The following is a 21,661-nucleotide window of genomic DNA, read 5'->3' on the forward strand; positions in this document are numbered from 1 at the left end:
GCGTCGAACGCGCGGCGGACCCGTCCGAGGAACTCCTGCGGGCGCTCGTAGTAGTCCTCACGGCTGGCGACCAGGACAGTCCAGCCCGAGGCACGCATCTGTTCCCGTCGCCGGTCATCGGCTCGACGCTGCTCCCAGTGATGCGCGCCGTCGTACTCGATGATGAGGCGCCGTTCCGGATAGGCGAAGTCTGCCCGCCCGATGAAGCGGCCGGTCTGGTCGGTGACGACGTATTGCGCGACCGGGCGGTCGAAGCCGGCGCTGATGAGCAACACCCGAAGACGCGACTCCATGGGCGACTCGGTGAGCGGCTCGACGAGCTGGGCGACCCAGTCGGCCTGGCGAACGCCGCGAAGCCTTCGATGCGACCTGACGTACGCCGAGAAGTCGTCCGGGCCCATCAGGCCGGCGTGGCAGAGCGCATCGACGACGACGACAGCCTCGGTCAGCGAGAGCCAACGAGCGCAGTCGAAGGCGGTCCGCACCGGAGTCGTGATCGCCGCTTCGTCGATCACGTGCAGGTCCGAAGCCTCGACGGTGATCTCGCGAACGATGCATCCCGGCCGCACCCGCCGCCAGTCGCCCGTGGGCCTGCCCATCCACACCTGCAGTCCGCGACGGTCCTGCACCTCGACGCCGTATATCCACGCCGCGGTCAGACCGCAGAGAAACCCGTCCTGACCGAGGACCAGCTTCGCCGCTTCGATTCGCGTCGTCAGATTGTCAGGGACCGACTTGTGTACCCAGACCTCGCGAAAGACGTGGCGCCATTCGTCGCCCGCCAGCGCGGTCGTAGTCACCCCGGCCGCCCGCGCCTCCGCGGTCGTGAACGGGCAGTGGGTCAGGCCAACGGGAACATTCGGGGTCACCGGCACGCGCCGCAGCCTGCATCACTCGAGGCGATCCACGTGAGCACCCATCCACAGCCTCACGCCTGACCACGTCGAGCCCAACGCTTTTGGTCTTTCGAGGGGGGTTGAAAGACCAAAAACGTTGGGCTCGGCGTTAGGAGATGCCGGCGTAGCTGTGCAGACCGGTGATGACGGTGTTGACCACGTAGTAGTCGACCATCAGGCAGCCGAAGGCGATCAATGACAGCGTCGCGGCACGACGGCCTCGCCAGCCGGCGGTCGCCCGCGCATGCAGGTACGCCGCATAGCCGAGCCAGGTGATGAACGACCAGGTCTCCTTCGGATCCCAGCCCCAGTACCGGCTCCACGCCTGCTCGGCCCAGATCGCACCGGCGATGATCGCGAACGTCCAGACCGGGAAAGCGAACGTGATGACCCGGTAGGCCAGCCGGTCGAGCGACGCGGCGGACGGCAATGCACGCATCAGCCCGCCTCGCGCCGAGGTCATCTCGACCGCTGCGGCGGTGCCCGGGCCGAGGCTGACCTGCTCCGGGTGCATCGGCGAGCGCAGCCGCGCCAGCGCCGACACGTGCAGCGGCGGCTTGCCCCGCTCGTAGCGCTCCTTGAGCAGGTAGAGGATCGTCACCACGCCGGAGACCATGAACGCGCCGGTGGCGGTGATCGCCGCGACGACGTGGATCTTGATCCAGTACGAGTTCAGCGCCGGCACCAGCGGACCCGGAGCGGCATACAGAACGGTCCCGGCGAGCCCGAGATAGAGCACCACGGGGGCCATCAGGAACGCGCCGAGACAGCGCACCGACTCCGTGGTACGACGGGTCCGGCCGAACCCGCCACGCAGCTTCGGCTGCGCCAGCAGGAACAGGTAGATCGTCACCGCGACGAGGGTGACCATGCACGAGAACTCGTACATGTTCCCCCACGGCACCCGATGTACGGCGGCGCCGCGAGTGATGACCGACGACAGGTGAAAGCCCCAGCCCGCGACGGTGAGCAGGACCGCGCCACGACCGACGAGCTCCACCCGGCGTCGACCTTGCTCGACGGCCGCCGTACCTCCACCACGCGCCTCGGCTCGACGGCCCGCGGCGAACTCCGCGGCGTAGCCGAACATGGCGAATGCGTACGCGAAGACCGCCCACGTCAGCAGCACATCGGAGATGTGTGCGAGGTGGAGGTTCGGCTGCATCCCTAGTCCTTCTCGGTCGGCTCTACGTCGGTCGACCCGGTGTCAGTCGACGCAGCCCCCGGTGGTTCGCCAGCGATCCGACCGACCAGATCTTCGAGCTCGCCGTTGAATCCGTCGACGTCACTGCGGGCGAGCCCGGCCGCCATCACAACCGTACGCCCGTCGGGATCGTCACTCGCCGCCGGGATCGCCCGTAGCCAGAACCGGCGCCGGCGTACCCGCAGCGAGGCGAGCAGCCCGGCGATCACGAGGATCGCGCCGGCCAACAGCGTGCGCTTGCCCGGCTCGTGCGCGACCTGGAACGTCGCCCACTGGTCGACCCCGTGGAAGGTCACCGTCGCGCCGTCTTTGAGGTGCCAGCTCTTGCCCGGCGACAGCTGCGTGACGCCGATGTTCTTCAGCGACGCGACGTTGAGGGAGTACACCGACTGCGGTACGCCGGAGTTCATGCCGAGGTTGCCCGACCACGCGGCGAGCGAGAGCACCGGACGTTCCAGTCCCGGGTACACAGAGGTGACGGCACCGTTGGCCGCGTAGCCCTGGGTCGGGTAGAAGAACCCGGTCAGCCCGAGCTGCTGCCCCCCGCCGAGATCCGGGATCTTCACGACGCCGTGCGAGGTGAACTCGGAGTCGTCGGGCAGGAAGGGCGTGTCCCCGGAGTAGACCGTCTCACCGGCGGAGTTGGTCACGCTGATCTTCAACGAGTACCCGTGTCCGACGAGGAATACCTTCGCGCCGTCGACGTCGAGCGGGTGGTTGACCTCGATGTCGTAGGGCTTCGCCACCGCGGTGGGCGAGCTCTTGTACGTGATGTGCGCGTTGAACGCGGTCGGCTCACCGTTGGACTGGTAGGCGGCGGTGAACTTGTCGAGGGAGAACGAGAACGGCGCGAGCTGGGAGTCGGTGAACAGCCGCGAGGGCTCGAACACGTCGTAGAACTCGCGCGCGTTGGCGAAGCTGCCGCCGTCGGTCACGAGCACGGTGCCCTTGAAGCCGTAGAGGCCGGTCGCCGCAATGCCGACGAGCAGTACGACGAGCGACACGTGGAACACGAGGTTGCCGGTCTCGCGCAAGTAGCCCTTCTCGGCTGCAACCGTGACGACCCCGTCGGCCTCCTCGCGACGGTCGACCCGCCAGCGCGACCGTCGCAGGACCCGATGGGCGTCGGCGGCCACCTGGTCGGGCGAGGACTCGGTCGTCCACTTCGTCGAGGCCGGCAGCCGCATCAGGTGACGTGGCGCGTCGGGAGCGCGTCGGCGCAACGCCGCGGCGTGCAGCCGGATCCGGGGAACCAGGCAGCCGATCAGCGAGACGAACAGCAGCAGATAGATCGCGGCGAACCACGGCGCGCCGAAGACGTTGAACAGTGACAGGTGCTTCATCAGCGGCCCGAGGTGGGGATGGTTCGCGATGAAGTTGTCGACCTTGACCGGGTCGAGCCCGGTCTGCGGGATGAAGGTTCCCGGGATCGCGGCGAGCGCGAGCAAGGTGAGCAGCAGCAGCGCCGTACGCATGCTGGTCAGCTGGCGCCACAGCCGGCGGCCGGTCGCGAAAAGGCCGCCGGGCCGCGCGTCGGGCACGGGCGCGGGAGCGGTCGAGAGCGGTGTCAGCTCCTCGTTGGTGGCCTCGGTCGGCTCGGTCGTCGTCGACATCAGACCGGAGCCGTGTAGCTCGGGAACCAGTCACGGACGTGGTTCGACAGCGTGGTCCACTCGCCGGTGAGCAGCAGTACGCCGACCGCGACGAGCAGCAGGCCGCCGCCGCGTACGACGACGGCGTAGTGACGTTTCACGACCGCGAAAGCGCCGAGCGCCTTGCGGAATGCGAGCCCGGCCACGACGAACGGCAGGCCGAGCCCAGCGCAGTAGACCGCGGTGAGCAGCGCCCCCCGCCCCGCCGTCGCGGTGTTGGGATCGCCGGCGAGGCTCAGCACGACACCGAGCGTGGGCCCGGTGCACGGCGTCCAGCCGACCCCGAACGCCAGCCCGAGCAGCGGCGCGCCGGCGATGCCGAGCATCGGCAGCCGATGGAAGCGCCACTCGCGCTGGAAGCCTGGCATGAGCCCCATGAAGGCGAGTCCCATGACGACCGCGACGGCGCCGGCGATCCGGTCCACCAGCGTCGCGTGCTGGTCGAGGTGGGCGCCGGCGGCGCCGAAGAACGCGCCGAACAGCACGAAGACCGAGGAGAACCCGGCGACGAACAGCAGCGAGCCGACGAGCACCCGGCCGCGGCGGCTGCCGGGGGTGCGCGGCCGTGCCTCGACCGCGACCGTGGCACCCGGGCCGTCGGAGAGCCGCTGGGTGCTCGCGGCGAGGTCGGCGGCTGACAGCCCGGTCACGTACGACAGGTACGCCGGAACGAGCGGCAGCACGCACGGGGACAGGAACGACACCAGACCGGCGAGGAACGCCACCGGGATCGCGAGCACCAGGCTCCCCGAGGCGGCGTGCTCGAACGCGCTGCTCGCGCTTGCCAGGACGATCACGCGAGCTTCCCGTCGAGAGCGTCCTGGACGAGGGTGCGCAGCGCGGTGTACTCGATCCCGCCGGTGACCTTGGCGAGGATGTCGCCGTTCGGGGCGACCACGATCGTCGTCGGGGTCGACGCGGGGATGGCGTGCGGGAACTGCAGCGCGAGGCTCTCGTTGGCGTCGTAGATGCTGGGGTAGGTCACGTGGTACTGCCGCTCGAAGCTCTGCCCGGCGGCGGGCGAGGTCTCGCGCTCGTCGATGCCGAGGAAGGCGACTCCTTTTGCCGCGTCGTCCTTGGCGAGCTGCGCGAAGCCCTGCTCTTCTTCGTGGCAGGGCACACACCAGCTGCCCCAGAAGTTCACGACGACCACCTTGCCGCGGTCGCTGGTCAGGTCGAAGTGAGTACCGGTCAACGTCGTACCGCTGACGTCTCCTACCTGGTAGTGATGACCGGCCAGGACGGTGATGTTGCCGCTGCCGCCCTGGATCCCGAGCGAGCCGTCGACGTCACCCTGGCTGACGCTGCTGCCCCCGGCACACCCGGCGACCGCGAGCGCGGTGAGGCCGGCAAGGAGAACCCGGGGAAGACGAAAAACCATGGCCCACCATTGTCGCCCTCCCACCTGAGAACCCTTCGGGCGGATGGCACATGCGCGCTACGCGCCGCCTACCCGCTTGCGGCCGGTGTCGCCGGCGGGTTCTGAGTAGTCCACCCGGGCGATCCGGTCCCCGTCGTACACGATCGAGGTGAGCGACGCGAGCGCGCACCGCCTGCGGTCCGGCCGGTGCCACAGCGTCTCGCCGGTCAGGTAGCGACGGGTGACCTCGATCGGCAGCTGGTGGCTGACCAGCACCGCCTCGTGCCCCTCGGCCGCCTCACGCGCGTCGGCCACCGCCGCCGCCACCCGCTTGGCCACGGCGAGGTAGGGCTCGCCCCACGACGGCCGGAACGGGTTCCACAGATGCCGCCACACCGCCGGCCGGCGCAGCGACCCATCCCCGACGCCGAACGTCTTGCCCTCGAAGAAGTTCTCGCTTTCGATCAGCCGCTCGTCGGTCGTCGGCGTGATCCCGAACAGCTCCGCGGTGGGCGCCGCGGTCTGGACGGCACGCTCCAGCGGCGAGGACCGTACGACGGTCACGTCGTGGCTCGCGAGCGCGTCGCGGGCCTGCAGCGCCATCCGCTCCCCTGCCTCGGAGAGCACGAAGCCGGGCAGCCGGCCGTAGAGCACACCGGTCGGGTTGTAGACCTCTCCGTGGCGCAGCAGGTGGACGATCGTCTGCGTCACTGCGCGACCTCCGCCGCGGCAGCGGCCGCGGCGGGCAGCGCGTCGATGACCCGGTCGAGCGCGGCGTCGTCGTGCGCGGCGCTGAGGAACCACGCCTCGTACGCCGACGGCGGCAGGTAGACGCCGCGGTCGAGCATGGCGTGGAAGAACGCCGCGTAACGCCGCGTCGACGTCGTACTCGCGGTCGCGAAGTCGATCACCTCCGTGTCGGTGAAGAACACGGAGAACAGGTTGCCCGCACTGTTCACCCGATGGGCCACACCGCCCTCGGTCAACGCCGCCGACACCGCCGCCGACAGCCGCTGCGAGGCCGCGTCCACCGTCGCATAGACCTCGGGGGTGCAGTTCGACAGCTGGGCGAGCCCCGCCGCGACGGCGGCCGGGTTCCCCGACAGGGTCCCCGCCTGGTAGACCGGCCCGGCCGGGGCAAGCGCCGACATCACCTCCGCTTGGCCGCCGAACGCCGCCGCGGGCAGCCCGCCGCTCATCACCTTGCCGAAGGTGAACAGGTCAGGGCTGACACCTTCGAGCCCCCACCATCCCGCCGGCCCGACGCGGAAGCCGGTGAGCACCTCGTCGAGGATCAGCAACGCGCCGTGGGTGGCGGTCAGCTCGCGCAGCAGGGCGTTGAATCCCGCCCGCGGAGCGACGACGCCCATGTTCGCCGCGGCGGCTTCGACGATCACGCACGCGATGTCGGCGCCGAACCCGTCGAAGGCCGCGGTCGCTGCCGTCACGTCGTTGTACGGAAGAACGATCGTGTCTGCGGCGCTGGCGCCCGTCACTCCGGGCGTGTCAGGCAAGCCGAAGGTCAACACCCCGCTGCCGGCGCTGGCGAGCAACGCGTCGACGTGGCCGTGGTAGCAACCCGCGAACTTCACCACCTTCGCCCGGCCGGTGACCCCGCGGGCCAGCCGTACGGCGGTCATCGTCGCCTCGGTCCCCGAGCTCACCAGCCGTACTCGCTCGACGGGCGCCACCCGCTCGCAGATCAGCTCAGCCAGCTCGACCTCGCCCGGAGTCGGCGCGCCGAAGGACAGCCCCGACGATGCGGCCCGGGCGACCGCCTCGACGACGGCCGGATGCGCATGGCCGAGGATCATCGGTCCCCAGGAGCAGACGAGGTCCACGTATTCGTTGCCGTCCGCGTCGTACAGGTACGGCCCGCGGCCGCGGACCATGAACCGCGGCGCCCCCCCGACCGCGCCGAACGCGCGAACCGGTGAGTTCACCCCTCCCGGCGTCACCTGCTGGGCGCGCGCGAACAGCGCCGCAGAGGCATCGGTGGGCATGCACCCATCCTCGCAGGCGCGACTCGGGCAGCCGTGGGACGCTGCTGGCATGGCTGATTTCGGGGTGACGACGGACCCGGCACAGGTGGGCATCGACGCGGACCGGCTGGCGCGCATCGACCGCCACTTCGCGAGGTACGTCGACGACGGGCGGCTGCCGGGGTGGCAGCTCACGGTCAGCCGCCGGGGCGAGATCGCCCACCTGTCGTCGTACGGGCAAGCCGACATCGAGGCCGGCCGAGCGGTGGAGACCGAAACCATCTGGCGGATCTACTCGATGTCGAAGCCGATCACGTCGGTCGCGGCGATGATGCTCTACGAGGAGGGCGCCTTCGAGCTGACGGACCCGATCAGCAACTGGATCCCCGAGTTCGCCGAACCGCAGGTGTACGTCCAGGGGTCGGCCGCGAAGCCCGTGCTGGTGCCGGCCACCGAGCCGGTGCGGGTCTGGCACATCCTCACCCACACGGCGGGCCTGACCTACGGCTTCCACCGGGTCCACGTCACCGACGAGATCTACCGCAACGCCGGCTTCGAGTTCGGCGTGCCGAAAGGACTCGACCTCGCCGGCGTGGCGGCGGCGGTGGCGGCGCTCCCGCTGGCGTTCAACCCGGGCAGCGAGTGGCTGTACTCAATGGCGACCGACGTACTCGGCCGGCTCGTCGAGTGCTGGTCGGGCCAGACCCTCGACGCCTTCTTTGCCGAACGCATCTTCGGACCGCTGGACATGGTCGACACCGGCTTCTACCCGCCGGCGGCCGATCTCGACCGGCTGTGCGCGCTCTACGCGGTGACCCCCGGGTCGCCGGAGAAGGTGCGCTTCGACGTGTTCGGCAACGCTTTCATGAAGGCGCCCTCGTGGCTGTCCGGCGGCGGCGGACTGGTCTCGACCAGCCGCGACTACACCCGCTTCGCGCAGATGCTGCTGAACCAGGGCACGCTCGACGGGGCGCGCATCCTCTCGCCGCGCACCATCCGGTTCATGAGCAAGAACCACCTGCCCGGCGGCGCGGATCTCGAGACGTTCGGCCGGCCGCTGTTCGCCGAGACCCGCTACGACGGCGTCGGCTTCGGCCTCGGCTTCGCGGTCACCGAGGACCCGGTCGCGCACAAGGTGATGTGCAGCGCCGGCGAGTACTACTGGGGCGGCATGGCCAGCACCGCGTTCTGGGTCGACCCGGCGGAGGATCTCGCGGTCGTGTTCATGACGCAGCTGATGCCGTCGAGCACCTACCCGATCCGCAGCCAGCTGCGTCAGCTCGTCTACCAGGCACTCATCGACTAGAGCGCAAGGCACATGCGTACTGCTATGGCGATACCCATGTGCCGTTCGCTCGCGCCGCGAGCTCCGTCGCCCAGTAGGTCAGCACGATGCCGGCGCCGGCGCGCTTGATCGAGGTCACCATCTCCCCGATCGCGCGCTCGCGGTCCAGCCACCCGTTGGCAGCTGCCGCCTCGACCATCGCGTACTCCCCCGACACGTTGTACGCCGCGACCGGCACGTCCACCGCGCCGGCGAGCGCCCGCACCACGTCCAGGTAGCCGACGGCCGGCTTCACCATCACGAGGTCGGCACCCTCGGCGACGTCGAGCCTCGCCTCCGCGACCGCCTCGCGCGCCGACCTGGCCGGGTCCTGCTGGTAGGAGGACCGGTCACCGAACTGTGGGGCGCACTCCGCGGCGTCACGGAACGGCCCGTAGAAGGCGGAGGCGTACTTCGCGGAGTAGGCCATGATCGCCACGTCGGAATACCCGGCGCCATCGAGGGCAGCTCGGATCGCTGCGACCTGGCCGTCCATCATCCCGCTCGGCCCGACGACCTGTACGCCGGCCGCAGCCTGCGCCAACGCGATGGCCGCGTAGCGCTCGAGTGTGGCGTCGTTGTCGACGTCGCCACCGTCGGTGAGCAGTCCGCAGTGCCCGTGGTCGGTGTACTCGTCCAGACACAGATCAGCCATCACCACGAGCGAGTCGCCGACCTCCGAGGCGACGTCGCGCAGCGCCAGCTGCACGATCCCGTTCGGGTCGTCGGCGGAGCTGCCGCGGGCGTCCTTGACCGCCGGGACGCCGAACAGGATGACGCCGCCGACGCCCGCCGCCGCCGCCTCGACCACCGCCTTCCGCAACGAGTCACGGGTGTGCTGGAAGACCCCGGGCATCGAGGGGATGGCGACCGGTTCGGCGATGCCTTCCTTGACGAACAGCGGCAGCACCAGGTCCGACGCCGTCACCTCCACCGATGCGACGAGGCGGCGCAGTGCCGCGGTACGCCGCAGCCGGCGAGGCCGCGACGCCGGAAACGCCGCACCGTGATCGGTCATCGCGCTCGCTTGTTCCTCGCGACGATCTTCGCCTTGTTTGCCTTGCCCGGCGGGTAGACCTCACCCGCTTCACGACGCTCCCGCCCGAACGCCGCGAGGGCGTCGGCGAGCACCGTCGCCGAGGGCGAGGACGCCGTCACGTCGACCCGCAGGCCGAGCTCGGCGGCCGCCTTGGCGGTCTGCGGCCCGATGACCGCGATGATGCTCGAGGTGTGCGGCTTGCCGGCAATGCCGACCAGGTTCCGCACCGTCGACGACGACGTGAAGACGACCGCGTCGAACCCGCCCGCCTTGATCGCCTCGCGGGTCTCCGCCGGCGGGGGCGCTGCGCGCACCGTCCGGTAGGCGGTGACGTCGTCGATCTGCCAACCGCGCTCGAGCAGCCCGGCGGCCAGCGTCTCGGTCGCGATGTCGGCGCGCGGCAGCAGCACCCGCTCGAGCGCGTCATAGGTCGGGTCGAACTCCGGCCAGTCGGCGAGCAGGCCTTCACTCGACTGCTCCCCTGACGGCACCAGGTCGGGCCGGATCCCCCAGGCCACGACGGCCGCGGCGGTCTGCTCGCCCACGCACGCCACCTTCACGCCCGCCAGTGCCCGCGCGTCGAGGCCGAGCTCCTCGATCTTCTCGCGGATCGCCTTCACCGCATTGACCGACGTCAGCGCCACCCACGCGTACCGGCCCTGCACGAGACCGCGGATCGCGCGGTCGACGGCCTGCGGCGTACGCGGCGGCTCGACGGCGATCGTCGGCACCTCGACCGGAACCGCGCCGTAGGACACCAGGCGCTGCGACATCGGTCCGGCCTGGTCCTTCGTCCGCGGGACGAGCACCTTCCAACCGAACAGCGGCTTGCTCTCGAACCACGACAGCTTCTCGCGCAGTCGCACGACCTCGCCCACGACCGCCGTGCTCATGCCGTCGAGGACCGCGCTGTCGCGCTCGACGGTGTCGAGCGTCGACACGACGGTCTGCTGGGAGGTGGTCGTGCCTGCGGCGGTGACCGCCACCGGGGTGTCGCCGCGCAGCCCGTGCTCGACGAGTGCTGCCGCGACCTTGCCGAGGCTGTGAGCGCAGTTGAGCAGCACCAGGGTCTGGCCGGCGTCGGTGCACGCGGCCCAGTCCGGCTCCTCCGCATGCTCCGAGACGTCGATCACGTGCACCGACCGATGCTTGGCGTCCGACACCGGCACCCCGGCGTACGCCGGCACGGCGAACGCCGAGCTGACTCCCGGCACGAGCTCGAAGGCGACCTTCGCCTTGACGACGGCGTCGGCCTCCTCGGCGAAATGACAAAGCACCGTGGGGTCGCCGGCGAACACCCGCGCCACGTCCTTGCCGGCCTTCGCCGCCGCCGCCAGAGCTTTGCCGGCGCCCGCGCTGTCCAGCCCCGAGACGTCGAGGATCTCGACGTCCGCCCGGCAGTGCGGCAGCACGGCGTCGCGAATCGACTCGTGGACCGCGACCGCGTCGACCGCACCGAGCACGTCGGCCGCCCGCAGCGTCAGCAGCCCGGGATCACCGGGCCCGGCTCCGATGAAGACGACCGCGCCGGTCTTGGTCCGGGTGCGGGTGGATGTACTACGTGTGGTCACTTTCTGGACTCCCCGATCAGATCGGCAGCACCTGCATCGAGCAGGGCCGCCGCCAGGCGATTTCCGACGTCCTCGGGTTGACCGAGCTCGCCGGTGATGGACAACCGGATGGTGCGAGTGCCGTTCGTGTCAGCAACGACAGCTCGCAGGTAGATCTCCTCTTCTCCTTCGTCGCCGACCGCTACGTCGGCAAGTGCCCCCACCGGCGCCGAGCAACCGGCTTCGAGCCGGGCGAGCAGCGTGCGCTCGGCAGTGACCGCCGCACGGCTGGTTGCGTCGTCGAGGGCAGAACGCAGCTGCCTCGTGAGCTCGTCATCCTCCGCACGGCACTCGACCGCGAGGGCCCCCTGACCGGGAGCCGGCAGCAGCTGGCCCGGATCGACGACCTCGGTGGCCTCCTCGCGCCGACCGAGCCGATCGAGGCCGGCGGCGGCGACGACCACGGCGTCGAGCTCCCCGGAGGCGACCTTGGCCACCCGGGTGTCGACGTTGCCGCGGATCGGCACCACCGAAAGGCCGTAGCCGAGCGCGCGCAGCTGCGCGGTGCGCCGTGGCGCGCCGGTCCCGACTCTCGAGCCGGCCGGCAGCTCGCCGAGTGTCAGGCCGTCCCGCGCGACGAGCGCGTCCCGCGGGTCGCCGCGTCGCGGCACCGCGGCGAGGACCACGTCATCCGCCGGGTACGTCGGCAGGTCTTTCAGCGAGTGCACGGCCAGGTCCACCTCGCCGGCAACCAGCGCCCGGCGCAGCTCGTTGACCCAGACCCCGGTGCCGAGATCGGCGACGGGCGCCCCCGAGCGGTCGCCGGTCGTACTCAGCTCGACCAGCTCGACCTGGTGGCCCGCATCGCGCAGCGACTGTGCGACAAGCCCCGACTGGGCGAGCGCGAGCGCCGAGCGACGGGTGCCGAGCCGCAGCGTGCCGGTCGTGGTGGCCGTCACGTGACCGCCTCGTCGGCTTCGACGACGACGGCGGCCCGAGCCACGGCCTCCGTCGCGGACGGGTCGAGCGCGAACAGCTCGCGAAGCACTTCGGCGTAGCTGTCGCCGCCGGGCTCCTCGGCAAGCTCCTTCACCCGGACGGTCGGTGCGTGCAGCAGCTTGTCGACCACCCGTTCGACGGTCTGGCGCAGCTCACGCACCGTGCGCTCGTCGGCGTCCGGCAGCCGCCCGAGCAGCCGACCCATCTCGCTGTCGACGACCTGCTGCGCACGCTCCCGGAGCGCCACCACGGTAGGAGCGACCCGATCGGCGCGCTGCCGGGCGAGATAGCCCCCCACCTCCTCGTGGACGATGCGCCGGACCGCTTCGACCTCACGTGCGACCTGAGCGCCTTCGAGCGCTTCGCCGAGCACCTCGAGGTCGACGACCGTCACCCCGGGCAGGTCGCGTGCAGCCGGGTCGACGTCGCGGGGCATCGCGAGGTCGACGACGAAGACCGGTCGGTCACCGCGATCCGCCAGCAGCTGCGCGTCGATGACGACACCGAGCGCGCCGGTGCACGAGACGACCACGTCGCAGGCCGCGACCACAGCCGCGAGGTCGCTGAGCTCGACCGCGGTGCCGCCGACCTGCTCGGCGAGTTGCTCGGCGCGGGCGAAGGTGCGGTTCACCACCGTCAGGTCCGCGACACCGCGCCGAGCCAGCTCCGTCGCGGCGATGGTGCTCATCGAGCCGGCACCGACGACTGCGGCACGGCGACCATCCAGCGGGCCGACGGCCTGCACGGCGTAGTCGATCCCGGTCGAGACGACCGAGCGACCGGCGCGGTCGATCCCGGTCTCGTGGTGGGCACGGCGGCCGACTCGGATGGCGTGGTCGACGACGGTGCCCAGGGCCCGACCGACTGTCGACTCCTCGCGCGCGAGGTTCAGCGCGCTGCGTAGCTGGCCGAGGATCTGCTGTTCGCCGACCACCATGGAGTCCAGCCCCGCCGCCACCTCGAAGATGTGCTGGACCGCCCGGTCCTCGTAGTGGACGTAGAGGTGATCGGTCAGTACGTCGAGCTCCACGCCGGTCGAGGCGGACAGCTGCTCACCGATCTCCTTCACCCCACCGTGGAACTTCGCGACCTCGGCGTGGACCTCGAGCCGGTTGCAGGTCGCAAGCACCAGCGCCTCGGAGATGTGGTCGGCGCTGACCAGCGCGGCGAGCAGCTTCGTGAGCTGGTCCGCGCCGAGCGCGACGCGCTCCAGCAGCTCCACCGGTGTGGACCGATGAGACAGACCGACCGCGAGCAGGCTCACGACGGAACCTCGACCAACGACTTGCGCTGCTCGTGGAAGGCGAGGATCTGCAGCTCGATGGACAGGTCGACCTTGCGGACGTCGACCTGCTCGGGAACGTTGAGCACGACCGGCGCGAAGTTCAGCACGCTGGTGACGCCGCAAGCGACCAGCCGGTCGCAGACGTCCTGGGCGGCCGAGGCCGGAGTGGCGATCACGCCGATCGACACCTCGTGCTCGGCGACGATCGCTTCGAGCTCGTCGACGTGGCGCACCTCGATGCCCGCGATCGTCTCCCCGACCCGCGACCGGTCCGCGTCGACCAGCGCGACCACTCCGAATCCGCGCGTGCCGAAGCCGGCGTAGCCGGCGAGGGCATGGCCCAGGTTCCCTACGCCGACGATCACGACGCTGTAGTGCTGGGTCAGCCCGAGCGCCCGGGAGATCTGGTAGACGAGGAACTCGACGTCATAGCCCACCCCCCGGGTCCCGTAGGAGCCGAGGTGCGACAAATCCTTGCGCAGCTTCGCCGGGCCCACCCCGGCTGCCTGTGCCAGCGTTTCGGAGGAGACGGTCGACACACCGCTTTCGGCGAAGCCGGTGAGCACGCGCAGGTAGACCGGAAGGCGCGCCACCGTTGCCTCCGAGATCGTGCCGCGCCGGCCAGGTCGCGATGGCAGGGAAGTGACCGACACAGCCGGACCCTACTTCGATTGTGAACTCGTGCACAAACTGGTTGTGCGTTCGTGAAGACGCTTTGCCCGTGCCCGGTTAGTCCGGTTGCCGCGCTCTCCCTAGGATCGGGTCCGATGAGCAGCGAGTGGGGTCGGATCGACGCCGACGGGTCGGTCTATCTCCGTACGTCGGACGGCGAGCGGCAGATCGGCTCGTGGCAGGCCGGCACCCCGGAAGAAGGCCTCGCGTTCTACACGAAGCGCTTCAACGACCTCGCCGCCGACGTCGCGTTGCTCGAAGGGCGCGCCGCTGCTGCGTCCGCGGATCCGGCGGCGGTGCGCGAGGCGGCCACCAAGCTCGCCGCGACGGTGAAGGGCGCGGCCGCCCTCGGCGACCTCGCCAGCCTCGCCGACCGCCTCGACGCAGTGGTGGCCAAGACCGACGAGCGGCTCGCCGAGCGGGCCGCCGAACGAGCAAAAGCAGCCGAGGCCGCCGTCGAGCGCAAGCGCGCGCTGGTCGCCGAAGCCGAGAAGCTGGCGAAAAGCGACAGTTGGAAGGCGGGCTCGGAGCGGTTCCGCGCGATCGTCGAAGAGTGGAAGTCGATCCGCATCGATCGCAAGACCGACTCTGCGCTGTGGGAGTCGTTCGCGGCCGCCCGCCGTTCCTTCGACGCCCGCCGTCGCGCCCACTTCGCCGAGCTGGACGCGGCGCGTGAGGCGGTGGCGGAGAAGAAGACCAGGATCGCGGCGGAGGCCGAGAAGCTGGTCGACTCCAGCGAGTGGGCGGCGACCGCGAAGCGGTTCCGCGACCTGATGAACGACTGGAAGGCGGCCGGCCGAGCCAACCGGGGCGTCGACGACGAGCTGTGGAGCCGCTTCAAGGCCGCGCAGGACGCGTTCTTCGCCCGGCGCTCCGAGGCGTTCAGCGCGCGCGACGAGGAGCAGTCCGCCAACCTCGCCGCGAAGCGGCAGCTCATCGACGAGGCACGCACGCTCGACGCCAAAGCCGACCCGGAAGGCGCCCGCAAGCGGCTGAAGTCGATTCACGACCGCTGGGAGAAGATCGGTCATGTCCCGCGCGAGGACAAGGACAAGCTGGAACGGGAGCTCGGTGACATCGAGCGCACCATCCGCGACGCAGCGAGCGCCGGCCGCAAGGTCACCGTCACGGAGTCCCCGCTCGTGATCCGGTTGCGCGAGTCAGTGCAGAAGCTCGAGGCCCGGCTCGAGCGCGCCCGCACCGCCGGCGACCACAAGCTGATTGCCGAGACCGAGGAGTCACTCAAGACCCAGCAGCAGTGGCTGAGCCAAGCGGAGTCCGCCGGCTAGGTCAGCGCCTCGCGAAGCCGGCGGTCGTCGACCCGGAACACGTCGTGCACCGAACCGTCGACGAGCACGACCGGTACCATCTCGCGCCATTCGGTACGCCGCGGCTCCTCGACCGACGTCAGCTCGACCGAGCGCCAGCCGACTCCGAGCTCCCCACAGACCATCGACACCACGCCGACCGCGTCCTCGCACAGGTGGCAGCCGGGATTGACGACGACGACGACACGCTCGGTCGCGGGACCGTCCATCGCGGTCAGCCGGCGACGGCGGGCGACTCCTTGAGCCGACCGCGTGCCACTTTGCCGACCAGCGAGTGCGGGAGCTCATCGACGAACTCGATCGCGGTCGGGCACTTGAACCTGGCAAGCCGGGTCGCGGCGTAGTCGATCAACGCGTCCGCATCGAGCGTCGAGCCGTCCCGACGGACCACCAGCGCCTTGACCGTCTCACCGGTGTAGGGGTGCGGTACGCCGATCACTGCGACCTCGTCGACATCGGCGTGCTGGGCGAGCGCGTCCTCGACTTCTTTCGGGTACACGTTGAACCCGCTGACCAGGATCAGGTCGCGAGCCCGGTCGACGAGGAACAGGTCGCCGTCGGCGTCGAGATAGCCGACGTCACCCGTACGGAACCAGCCGTCTTCGTCGGGACCGCCCGCGCCGTCGGGCCAGTAGCCGGAGAACAAGTTCGGGCCGCGGACGACGATCTCGCCCGGGTCGTATTCGGGCTCGTCCTCGTCGACGAGATCCTCCTCACCGTCGGCGGCGGTGATCCGCAGCTCGACGTCGGGAACCGGTCGGCCCACGCTCCCCGGCTTCGCGACCTCGCTGCACAGCGTCGTGGTCAGCACCGGCGCCGTCTCGGTGAGGCCGTAGCCCTCGAAGACGTGATGACCGCTGCTCTCCAGCACCGCCGACAGCACCGAAGGCGGCAGCGGGGCCGCACCCGACGAGGCCAGCCGCACCGACGACAGCGAGTCGCCCAGATCGGGCAGCATCGACCACGCGACGTACATCGGTGGCGCGCCGACAACGTCGCTGACCTGCTGGTCGCGGACGAGCGCGAGCGTCTCCACCGGGTCGAACCGGCTGGCGAGGATGCCGGTCGCACCGGTCCGCGCGACCATGCCGAGCCCGGCGTTGAGGCCGTACACGTGGAACAGCGGCAGCACGAGCAGCACCCGGTCGTCGCTGGCCACGACCGGCGGGTCGATCCGGGACAACTGGTCGAGGTTCGCCAGCAGCGCGCGGTGGGTGAGCATGGCCCCGCGCGGACGGCCGGATGTGCCCGAGGTGTAGAGCAGCGCGGCGAGGTCCTCGCCGCCCGTCGTCGCCTCGACCGCGGTTGCCTCGCCTGCGGCGAGCAGATCGCGCCACCCGCCGGCCTCGACGTCGACGACGAGGGACACCACCTCTGGCGCGGCCTCCGCGACGACCGCGACGTGAGCCGAGTCGGTCACGACCACCGAGACCGTCGCGTTCTCCAGCTGGTAGGCCAGCTCCGGCGCGGTGTAGCCGGTGTTGAGCGGTACGGCGACGAACCCGCCGCGAAGGATGCCGAAATACGCAACGGCGAAGTCGATCGAGTTCGGCAGCAGCACGCCGATCCGGCTGCCCTGCTCGTGCCCCGCGGCACGCAGCCCGGCCGCGCAACGGTCCACCTGCCCGTCGAGCTCCGCCCAGGTCAGTGACGCCGTGCCGTCGACCAGTGCGGGCTTCTCCGGGGTCGCAGCGGCCGCCGAGCGCACGAGCTCGGCGAGGTTGCCAGCACTAGCCCCCATGAGCCGAGTGTTTCACACTTGCAAGCACCCCGATCGCCGCTTCGAAGTGCGCGGCCGCGTCGAGCAGCCGCGCCTCGGCGCCCCACGGTGCGAGCAGCTGCAGGCCCACCGGCAGACCGCCGGAGTGCAGCCCCACCGGGACCGAGATCCCCGGCACCCCCGCCAGGTTGGCCAGGACCGCTTGCCGGAGGTTGCCGGTGTCCGGCATGGCCGGGCCGGACGGCAGCTCGACCACCGGCGCGGCCATCGGCGGTGCCGGCGCCGGGTTCGTCGGCCACGCCAGCAGATCGACCCGTTCGAAGGCGGCCGCCAGCTCGCGTCGCAGCTGCGCGCGCACCCGGTCCGCACGCAACAGCCGGACGGCCGGGATCTTCGTCGCGTAGCCGATCATGGCGCGGGTCACCGGATCGAGATCGGCGAGCACCCTGGCGGGCACCGCGGCTGACAGCTCGACGCTGGCACGCACGCCGCCCGCCGCGGCCGCGACCTCGGCGTACGGGATGGACACCTCGTCGACCTCGACCGCCGCCGCCGTGAGCGCCGCTTCGCACAACCCGGCCACCTCGACGTCGACGTCCTGCCAGAACGGAGTGCGTACCACGCCGACGCGCAGCTTCGAGCCGTCACCGACCGGCACCGGTCGGGCGAGCAGCGCCTGCGCCATCACTCGCGCATCGGCGCTGTCCCTGCCGAACACCCCGGGAGCCGACAGCGTCGAGTTGGCGCCCGAGTACCCGCGGTAGGGCAGTGCGCCGTAGGTCAGCTTCAGACCGACCACACCGCACCAGCCGGCCGGCAGCCGCGTCGACCCTCCGCTGTCGCTGCCGACCGAGCCCGCGACCAGCCGAGCCCCGACCGCCGCCGCCGACCCGCCGGAGGACCCGCCACTGCAGTGCGCGGCGTTCCACGGGTTGCCGGACGGCCCGTAGGCCGACACCAGCCCGGTCGTGCCGAAGCCGAGCTGATGCTGGTTGTCGACCCCGACGATGACCGCACCCGCCTGCTGCAGCCGGCGGAACACACCCGATGGTTCACGGGCGCCGATCTCCTGCGACGTGCCGTTGTGATAGCCGCGCCACGGCAAGGAGAACATGTCCTTCACCGTCACCGGGACGCCGTGCAACGGCCCCTCGGGCGCCGCGGCCGCCATCGCGCGCGACTGCGCCGGGAACGTGACAGCAATCGCGTTGAGGTCGGCGTTGGCCTCCTCGATCCGGGCCAGCGTCGCGTCGAGCAGTTCCACTGCCGAAAGCTCTCCCGTGGCGAGCGCCCTGGCTTGCGCGACCAAGGAGAGATCCTGCGGCGAAGTCACTGCTCGGCCACCTCGTGGCGACGCGGCGGGCGACCCGGGTCGAGGTCGGGCTCGACGGGCAGGTCGTCGAGGTCGAGCGCATCGAGCATCGCCATCGCGGGCTCGAACGCGGCCGAGATCAGCTCCTGCAGCTCACCTGGCGGCATGGCCGAAACCTATCCGCCGGGCGAGCCGGGCTGCCCTGCCTGCCGTGACGGTGTGAGCGTCGCCGGAACGCTTGCCGGCGCCGTCGCCGGCGTAGCGACCGGCGCCCGGCCACCCGGGCCTGCGGTCGCTGCCGCACTCGCATTGGGCGAGACGGTCGGCGAAGCGGTCGGCGAGGTGGTCGTGGGGACGTACGTCGGGTACGGCGAGGCGCCGATCGCCGCGGGTGGGGCATCCAGCTCGCGGTAGTCGGTGAAGATCCGGGAGAAGATCTCCGCCGGCACCGTGCCGCCGAACACCGGCGCCCCGTAGGCGTCGCGGAGCTCGTGCGCGACGTATCTGCCGTGGACCTTCACGTAGGGCTTGTCGTAGCCCATCCAGACCGTGATGCAGACCGCTCGGGTGCAGCCGGTGAACCAAGCGTTGGTGTAGTCGTCGGTCGTCCCGGTCTTGCCGTAGATGGGGAACGGCTGGCGGGCGGCGGTGCCGGTGCCGTAGGAGACGACGTCACCCATCACGGTCGTGACCTCGTCGGCGATCGCCGCCGGCATCACCCGGGTGCCCGCCGGGTGCGCCGCCGCCCGGAAGAGCTCCCCCTGCGCGGGAGTGCGTACCGACAGCACGCTGCGGACCGGGTGGTGGATGCCGTGGTCGATGAAGGTGCCGAACGCGTCGGCTTCGGACAGCGGGCTGACCGGGATGCCGAGCGCGTACGACGGGCAGATCGTGCCCTTGGGCACTCCGCAGAACCTTCCGGAGTCGAGATGCCCGACCGCCATGCCGGCCCGACGTGCCAGCCGCACGACTCGGTTGAGCCCCACCTTCACACCGAGCGGTGCGTAGACCGTGTTGATCGAGCTCACCAGCGCACTCGCCAGGCTGTAGTACCCAGCGCCGCCCTCCGAGTTGCACGGCCGGTATCCGGGCGCGACCTGGATGCACTCCGGCGCGTAGTGGCCCTCGGTGAGGGTGTGGCCGTGCTCGAGCGCCACGGCCAGCGTGAACGGCTTGATCGTCGAGCCCGATGAACGGGTGATGTCGCTCTGCGGCGGGTCGGCGACGTCCTCGCCGTTCTCGACGTACCCACCGGCCTTCTGCTCGGTGAGCGCACGCAAGTCGCCGTTGCGCGGGTCGACCGCCACGATCGCCGCGTCGAGGCCCTTCGACTTCGGCAGCACCTCGTGCAACGCCTGCACGGCCGCCTGCTGGAGGTCGAGGTCGAGGGTCGTCTTCACCTTCATGCCACCGGACTCGAACAGCGTCGAGTCGCCGTAGTGCTGCAGCGACTGGGCGACGAGGTCACGGAACTCCGGAGCGATCGTCTGCGCGTCCGGCTGCGCGGCGGCGACGATCTTCGGCAGCGCGGAGCCGTAGGCGTCCCCGGCCTGCTGGGAGGTGATGTCACCGGCCTTGAACATCTGGTTGAGCACGTAGAGCTCGCGGGCTCGCGCCTGAGTCGGATCGTTCACCGGGTTCCACACCGACGGCGCGGGTGCGATCCCGGCAAGCGTGGCGGCCCGGGCAAGGCCCAGCGACGGGTCGTCGTTGCCGTGCGCGTCGAGGTCGATCTGGTCGATCGGCACCCCGAAGTAGAAGCGGCTCGCCGCATCGACTCCGGCGACGCCGTTGCCCAGGTAGAGCGTGTTGAGGTAGCGGGTCAGGATGTCGGCCTTCGACAGGTGACGCTCGAGTCGGATCGCCAACGACGCCTCGCGGAGCTTGCGCAGCGCCGTGCGCTCGCCGCCGGTGTACACCTGCTTGACGTACTGCTGGGTGATCGTCGACCCGCCTTGCAGCGACCCTCCGGTGATGTCCCGCCACGCGGCGCGCAGGATGGCGATCGGGTCGATGCCCGAGTTCGAGTAGAAGCTCTTGTCTTCCGCGGCGACGATCGCCTGCCGCATCACCACCGGGATCTTCGATGCCGGGACGGGATGCTCGATCTGCGGCGAGTGGATCGTGGCGAACGCGTGGCCGTCGGAGTCGAGCAGCTGCACCGACTTCGGCGGCACCGGCTGGAAGTCGTAGTTGAGGGGGGCCGCGACCAGGCCGGCAGCGAAGCAGGTCAGCCCGACCACGACCGCGAGGACGATCCAGCCGATCACCTGGCGCCGGCGCCGTCGTACCCGCGCCGCCCGGCGGCGGCGAGCGGCGATGGCAGAGGCCGCGCTGCGGCGGATCAGCGGCCGGGCGCCGGGCCGATTCGACGTGACAGCCGGCATGAGCCAGACCCTATGCGCCCGCCCGTGACTAGGCAGATGACTAGTCAGAAATGGCCCGGATTCGCCATGGTCCGCCCCGCTTCGTCCGGTGTGTCATGACACCCATGCAGCCGTACGGATACACCGGGATCGGTGTAGGCGGGTACGACGGCATGTCGGCGCTGCGGCACGCGGTTTCGATGGCACGCGACCCGCTCGGCGGCGCTGAGGAACGGGCGGTCTACCGCTCGATCCCCCGGCCGCGGACGGCGGCGCGCCCCGCCCACACCGTCGGCACGCTGCAGCGAGCCGCGAGCGAGACGGCACCCCGGATCCCGAGCCCGTCCCCGCCGGCTGAACCGACCAACGAGCAGGCTCGGATCATGGCCGCCGTGAAGGCGACGCAGGACGGCGACGGTGAAGCGTTCGGTCTGCTCTACGACGCGTACGCCGACCTCGTGCACCGCTACATCTCCTACCGGGTGAACAACCACGCACTCGCCGAGGACCTGACCAGCGAAACCTTCCTTCGGGCGCTGCGGCGCATCTCCACCTTCACCTGGCAGGGTCGCGACTTCGGCGCGTGGCTGGTGACCATCGCGCGCAACCTGATCGCCGACCACTACAAGTCGAGCCGTCACAAGCTGGAGCACTCGACCGCCGACCTGATCGAAGCCGGCGCCGAGCGCCACGAGGACGGGCCGGAGAACGAGGTCCTGGCCGGCATCACCAACGCCGCCCTGCTCAACGCGGTGCGTCAGCTCGGTCACGAGCAGCAGGAGTGCATCGTGCTGCGGTTCTTGCAAGGCCTGTCGGTCGCAGAGACCGCGGCGATCCTCGGCAAGAACGAGGGCGCGGTCAAGGCGCTGCAGTACCGCGCGGTGAAGGCACTCGGCCGACTACTCCCGGAGGACCTGGTCGCATGAGTACGCCGAACCTGCTCTGGGTCCGCACCGCGGGACGGGCGGCGAC

20 protein-coding genes are annotated in these 21,661 nt (G+C 70.7%); 3 read left to right on the forward strand and 17 right to left on the reverse strand.

The window, feature by feature from the left end; all coding sequences use genetic code 11:
• From VG899_13945 to hemL, 7 genes are all read right to left on the reverse strand, one after another.
• Positions 1-875 (reverse strand): DUF559 domain-containing protein (locus VG899_13945; GenBank protein ID HWA67458.1); only part of this gene is annotated, 875 nt, incomplete at its 3' end.
• A 130-nt stretch (positions 876-1,005) separates the two neighbouring features.
• Positions 1,006-2,061, reverse strand: a complete 1,056-nt coding sequence (gene ccsB, locus VG899_13950; protein HWA67459.1) for a c-type cytochrome biogenesis protein CcsB — start codon at positions 2,059-2,061, stop codon at positions 1,006-1,008.
• 2 nt (positions 2,062-2,063) lie between these two features.
• Positions 2,064-3,713 carry a cytochrome c biogenesis protein ResB gene (locus VG899_13955; GenBank protein HWA67460.1) on the reverse strand — a complete coding sequence of 550 codons (1,650 nt, stop codon included), beginning with the start codon at positions 3,711-3,713 and terminating at the stop codon, positions 2,064-2,066.
• Complete coding sequence (locus tag VG899_13960) at positions 3,713-4,549, reverse strand: cytochrome c biogenesis CcdA family protein (GenBank protein ID HWA67461.1); 837 nt, start codon at positions 4,547-4,549, stop codon at positions 3,713-3,715. Before VG899_13960 ends, VG899_13955 begins: the two co-directional genes overlap by 1 nt.
• Complete coding sequence (locus VG899_13965) at positions 4,546-5,133, reverse strand: TlpA disulfide reductase family protein (GenBank protein HWA67462.1); 588 nt, start codon at positions 5,131-5,133, stop codon at positions 4,546-4,548. The genes VG899_13960 and VG899_13965 overlap by 4 nt, the downstream gene beginning before the upstream one ends.
• Positions 5,134-5,190: 57 nt before the next feature.
• Entirely contained in the window at positions 5,191-5,823 is a 633-nt protein-coding gene (locus VG899_13970) for a histidine phosphatase family protein (protein HWA67463.1), read from the reverse strand.
• Positions 5,820-7,115 (reverse strand): glutamate-1-semialdehyde 2,1-aminomutase, encoded by a 1,296-nt coding sequence (gene hemL / locus VG899_13975; GenBank protein HWA67464.1) that lies wholly within the window; start codon positions 7,113-7,115, stop codon positions 5,820-5,822. The genes VG899_13970 and hemL overlap by 4 nt, the downstream gene beginning before the upstream one ends.
• Positions 7,116-7,164: 49 nt before the next feature.
• On the opposite strand from hemL, the gene VG899_13980 reads away from it, so the two are divergent.
• Complete coding sequence (locus tag VG899_13980) at positions 7,165-8,400, forward strand: serine hydrolase (GenBank protein ID HWA67465.1); 1,236 nt, start codon at positions 7,165-7,167, stop codon at positions 8,398-8,400.
• Between the two features lie 22 nt (positions 8,401-8,422).
• Here VG899_13980 and hemB read toward each other — a convergent pair whose 3' ends face one another.
• From hemB to VG899_14005, 5 genes are read right to left on the reverse strand one after another with little or no spacing between them, the layout of a single operon-like run.
• Positions 8,423-9,436 carry a porphobilinogen synthase gene (gene hemB / locus VG899_13985; protein HWA67466.1) on the reverse strand — a complete coding sequence of 338 codons (1,014 nt, stop codon included), beginning with the start codon at positions 9,434-9,436 and terminating at the stop codon, positions 8,423-8,425.
• Positions 9,433-11,028 (reverse strand): uroporphyrinogen-III synthase, encoded by a 1,596-nt coding sequence (locus tag VG899_13990; GenBank protein ID HWA67467.1) that lies wholly within the window; start codon positions 11,026-11,028, stop codon positions 9,433-9,435. The genes hemB and VG899_13990 overlap by 4 nt, the downstream gene beginning before the upstream one ends.
• The gene (gene hemC, locus VG899_13995; protein ID HWA67468.1) at positions 11,025-11,966 is read right to left on the reverse strand and encodes a hydroxymethylbilane synthase; all 942 of its coding nucleotides are present in this window, start codon (positions 11,964-11,966) and stop codon (positions 11,025-11,027) included. Before hemC ends, VG899_13990 begins: the two co-directional genes overlap by 4 nt.
• Positions 11,963-13,270, reverse strand: a complete 1,308-nt coding sequence (locus tag VG899_14000; GenBank protein HWA67469.1) for a glutamyl-tRNA reductase — start codon at positions 13,268-13,270, stop codon at positions 11,963-11,965. The genes hemC and VG899_14000 overlap by 4 nt, the downstream gene beginning before the upstream one ends.
• Positions 13,267-13,944 carry a redox-sensing transcriptional repressor Rex gene (locus VG899_14005; protein ID HWA67470.1) on the reverse strand — a complete coding sequence of 226 codons (678 nt, stop codon included), beginning with the start codon at positions 13,942-13,944 and terminating at the stop codon, positions 13,267-13,269. Before VG899_14005 ends, VG899_14000 begins: the two co-directional genes overlap by 4 nt.
• A 114-nt stretch (positions 13,945-14,058) precedes the next feature.
• Here VG899_14005 and VG899_14010 point away from each other — a divergent pair, with 114 nt between their 5' ends.
• Complete coding sequence (locus tag VG899_14010; protein HWA67471.1) at positions 14,059-15,252, forward strand: DUF349 domain-containing protein; 1,194 nt, start codon at positions 14,059-14,061, stop codon at positions 15,250-15,252.
• Here VG899_14010 and VG899_14015 read toward each other — a convergent pair.
• The 5 genes from VG899_14015 to VG899_14035 all read right to left on the reverse strand — a co-directional run bounded on the left by VG899_14015 (position 15,249) and on the right by VG899_14035 (position 20,710).
• Positions 15,249-15,500, reverse strand: a complete 252-nt coding sequence (locus tag VG899_14015; protein ID HWA67472.1) for a glutaredoxin family protein — start codon at positions 15,498-15,500, stop codon at positions 15,249-15,251. The genes VG899_14010 and VG899_14015 overlap by 4 nt on opposite strands.
• Positions 15,501-15,505: 5 nt before the next feature.
• Positions 15,506-17,032 (reverse strand): AMP-binding protein, encoded by a 1,527-nt coding sequence (locus tag VG899_14020; GenBank protein HWA67473.1) that lies wholly within the window; start codon positions 17,030-17,032, stop codon positions 15,506-15,508.
• Positions 17,022-18,275 carry an amidase gene (locus VG899_14025; protein ID HWA67474.1) on the reverse strand — a complete coding sequence of 418 codons (1,254 nt, stop codon included), beginning with the start codon at positions 18,273-18,275 and terminating at the stop codon, positions 17,022-17,024. Before VG899_14025 ends, VG899_14020 begins: the two co-directional genes overlap by 11 nt.
• A 65-nt stretch (positions 18,276-18,340) precedes the next feature.
• A complete protein-coding gene (locus tag VG899_14030) occupies positions 18,341-18,490 on the reverse strand; it encodes a hypothetical protein (protein HWA67475.1) in 150 nt (49 codons plus the stop codon).
• A 9-nt stretch (positions 18,491-18,499) separates the two neighbouring features.
• Complete coding sequence (locus tag VG899_14035) at positions 18,500-20,710, reverse strand: transglycosylase domain-containing protein (protein ID HWA67476.1); 2,211 nt, start codon at positions 20,708-20,710, stop codon at positions 18,500-18,502.
• 104 nt (positions 20,711-20,814) lie between these two features.
• On the opposite strand from VG899_14035, the gene VG899_14040 reads away from it, so the two are divergent.
• The gene (locus VG899_14040; protein HWA67477.1) at positions 20,815-21,615 is read left to right on the forward strand and encodes a sigma-70 family RNA polymerase sigma factor; all 801 of its coding nucleotides are present in this window, start codon (positions 20,815-20,817) and stop codon (positions 21,613-21,615) included.
• The last annotated feature ends 46 nt before the right edge of the window (positions 21,616-21,661 follow it).

Source organism: Mycobacteriales bacterium (assembly GCA_035550055.1).
GTDB lineage: Bacteria > Actinomycetota > Actinomycetes > JAFAQI01 > JAFAQI01 > DASZTV01.